This is a genomic window from Clostridium gallinarum, from assembly GCF_014836325.1.
In the GTDB taxonomy this organism is placed as follows: Bacteria; Bacillota; Clostridia; order Clostridiales; family Clostridiaceae; genus Clostridium; species Clostridium gallinarum.
Genome location: NZ_JACSQZ010000112.1, coordinates 1 through 3,059, shown reverse-complemented (window position 1 = coordinate 3,059; position 3,059 = coordinate 1). Strand labels below are relative to the sequence as shown.

The window sequence follows — 3,059 nt, the reverse complement described above, 5'->3', positions numbered from 1 at the left end:
ATTTTCATCTGTACATTTATATAATAAATTTTCTTTATTTTTTAATTTCTCAAAAATACCTTTATAATATTTTAATTGATTTTCAGATGGTAAATATATTTTCTTTTCATAAATCCATATATCCTTATCATAATTTAAAGGTATTAAAATTTTCTTTTGAGGCTTTACTAAAATAGCCTCTCCCTTTTTCTTTATAGTAAAAATTAGAGGAATATCCTCATTATAAATTTGAGATGTATAATTCATATAATCATAATTTAAAGTAACTTCTTTCTTATTATCTATTAAACTTAAAAGTTCTTTAAGTTCATTATCATAAAGCTTAAAACTTCTTCCATTAATTATTCTATTTTTATCTTCTTTAAATTTTTCTCTTAAAAATTCTATAACTAAATAATCCTTATATTTAAATTTATTATCTTCATAAAATAAAAACTTACCTAAAGCTTCAACTGCTATTGTATTTTCTTTTCCAGCTCTTAGCTCAAGATAATATTCATTTTTATTATTAACCTTAACTTGCTTTAATTTAATATCAATATTTATAGCTTCTTTTAAAACCTTTGTATTTTTAGCTTCTTGCTTTTGAATCTTATTTGATACTTCATAATAAAACTTATACATAGTTGCAATTATATGACTACAAGTATAATTTCTTATTTCCTTACTATTTTCCTCAAATTGATTACAAGTACATTTAACCTCTTTAACTTCATCATTTAAATTAAATTTTATATGTGTACTATACTCATTTTTATTTTCTAAAACCCTTCCATAAACATGGTAAGTATCATCAACTTTTTTACTTACAACCTTCTTTACTAAATTATTTTTAAATAAATTTTTCCCATTATTCACAGAAATTCTAGAGCCTAAATTTAATAATGAGTTCATCATACTTCTTAAATTCATTCTATCCCTCCTTTTAAAAGAGTAATTATTATTATACTACTTATTCTTTACAATTTCTAAGTTATAACTTTTCTCATATTACTAATGTAATTAATTTCAAAATAATTATTTTTTAACATTAAAGATTAAAATAATATTATATCCTGTAAATTAGTATATTTTTAATATAAATTTAAAACATTATTTATAATTTTTTCCCTTTTTTATAGTATATTTTATTAAATAAAAACTTTTCAACCGTATAAAATTTTACTTATTTTTACATATGTATATTTTTTTACTTGATTTGTATTTAAATACTTTTTATAATTAACTTAAAAGGGGGTAGTTATGGATTACAGAATTAATGAGATAAGAGAAGAACTTGAAAATCTTTATGAGAAAAATGGACTTACAGAAGAAGTCTTAATATTAAGTATGAAACTCGATAAAGAAATAAATAAAGTTCAAAAGAAAATATTGAAAGATAATGACATTTATATAAAAAAATAAAAAAGTGTTAGAATATCATATCCATGTTACTCCTTATAACTTCAAGTAATCCTGTTATGATATTTTAACACTCTAAAATTGAAGGATAGAAATTATATCTCTAATATATACTCTATACTTTTCAATTTAATACCATCAAATTCACATAATATAATTAACGGCATAATGTCTTTTATTTTATTAAATGAAGAATAATTAAAATTAATATCATAATAATTAATTATAGTACTTAATGCTGTTCCATGTGTTCCTATAACAATATTTTCTTCATCATATTTATTAAGAATTTTGTGTAATTCTTTTATATTTCTATCTTGTACTTCTTTTAAAGACTCTCCATTATCTAAACTATAATTGAAATCACTCCATTGCTTTTCACAAAACTTATTAAAATCTTCTATCCAATTATCACATACTTTTCTTTCTCTAAAATCATCAATAACCTCAATATCTAAATGTAAAAAATCAGAAAGATCTTTTACTGTATCTATTGCCCTTTTGTATGGACTTGAATATATTTTACTTATATTTTTATCCTTTAAAAACATTTTAACTTTTTTACTTGCATTAACTCCTTCTTCAGTAAGAGGCCTTATTAAATCTTCCTTTTCTGAAAAATCTGGTTTAGCGTGTCTCACAAAATAAACTTTATTCATTTAAATATCCCCCTAATTTATCTTAGTTCCTCCCCATTCAATTACAGAAAAACCTTTTCTCTCAAACTGTTTAAGCTCTTGCTCTTTAATTTCAATAGGCTTGTCTAATGGTTTATATACCATCATTACTCTTAAAATAGAATCTGGCTTAGGAGTTATATCAAGCTTTGCATAATCATCATACTCTTCACCAGCAAAATAAATAAGATTATAATCATTTTCTTCAAGAATAGGTAGCCAATAAACAATAAATTCATTGTACTCTCTTGGAGTTAATCCCATATACTCTAACTTTTCTTGTAAAAAATCTTTAGTATCTTCTTTTTTTATAACAAATCCTTCTGATATATTATAATCTAAATTTGATATTCCTTCCCAAAATAAATAGGAGTATTCCCTATTATCATCAAGATTTATTAAAGTTCCATCTTCTTTAGCTGTTACTGTCCAACCATCCTTATACTCAGGATAAGTAAACGTAAGCTTTCCCTTATAATCAAGTTTCACATCTACAACTTCTTCTTTCGTTGGATATAAATAAATTACAGGTTTAGCATCCTTAGCTTCCGATTTACATGATACTAAAAATAAAGAAAATAAAATTCCAATACATAGTAAAAAACTTTTTTTATTCAATTTTCAATCCCTCTTTCCCATTATTTAATGTGTAATAAAGATATATTAAATAGATAATTTTAATATATTAAAATATAATATATTGATATTAGAAAGGAATAACAAAATGAAAAATAATAAATGGCTTATAGTCTTTATAATCTTTCTAGGAATAATAAGTATTGGTTTATTTAGAGTTAATACTATTTCTACTAATGAAATTATGATGGGCACACCTACTATGACTAGTTCTTTTACATTTATAGTATATCTTTTTATTGCTATCTTAGTATCAATTATATACTTAATAATACTAATGATTAATTCTGTAAGTGAAAATATATTAAACAGAGTTATAAAAAATATATTCATTATATCATTACT

Annotated in this window: 4 protein-coding genes and 1 pseudogene; 2 read left to right on the top strand and 3 right to left on the bottom strand. The window is 22.1% G+C overall.

The features are described 5' to 3' along the window. Positions 1-912 (bottom strand): annotated as a pseudogene (locus tag H9660_RS15960) (hypothetical protein); the annotation flags it as partial. Positions 913-1,242: 330 nt separating this feature from the next. On the opposite strand from H9660_RS15960, the gene H9660_RS15955 reads away from it, so the two are divergent. After that, positions 1,243-1,404: a Spo0E family sporulation regulatory protein-aspartic acid phosphatase gene (locus tag H9660_RS15955; protein ID WP_191751357.1), complete on the top strand. Its 162-nt coding sequence runs from the start codon at positions 1,243-1,245 to the stop codon at positions 1,402-1,404. Positions 1,405-1,496: 92 nt separating this feature from the next. On the opposite strand, the gene H9660_RS15950 is transcribed toward H9660_RS15955, so the two are convergent. Both H9660_RS15950 and H9660_RS16405 read right to left on the bottom strand, forming a co-directional pair. Further along, the gene (locus H9660_RS15950) at positions 1,497-2,060 is read right to left on the bottom strand and encodes a histidine phosphatase family protein (RefSeq protein ID WP_191751356.1); all 564 of its coding nucleotides are present in this window, start codon (positions 2,058-2,060) and stop codon (positions 1,497-1,499) included. Positions 2,061-2,072: 12 nt separating this feature from the next. Further along, positions 2,073-2,696, bottom strand: coding sequence for a hypothetical protein (locus tag H9660_RS16405; RefSeq protein WP_243190690.1), 624 nt, complete (start codon positions 2,694-2,696; stop codon positions 2,073-2,075). Positions 2,697-2,802: 106 nt separating this feature from the next. Between H9660_RS16405 and H9660_RS15940 the strand changes: the two genes are divergently transcribed. Further along, a partial coding sequence (locus H9660_RS15940; RefSeq protein ID WP_191751355.1) for a hypothetical protein occupies positions 2,803-3,059 on the top strand: 257 nt, incomplete at its 3' end.

Coding starts and splice junctions, on each gene's coding strand:
- H9660_RS15955 (WP_191751357.1), top strand. CDS start 1,243: ATGGATTACAGAATTAATGAGATAAGAGAAGAACTTGAAAATCTTTAT.
- H9660_RS15950 (WP_191751356.1), bottom strand. CDS start 2,060: ATGAATAAAGTTTATTTTGTGAGACACGCTAAACCAGATTTTTCAGAA.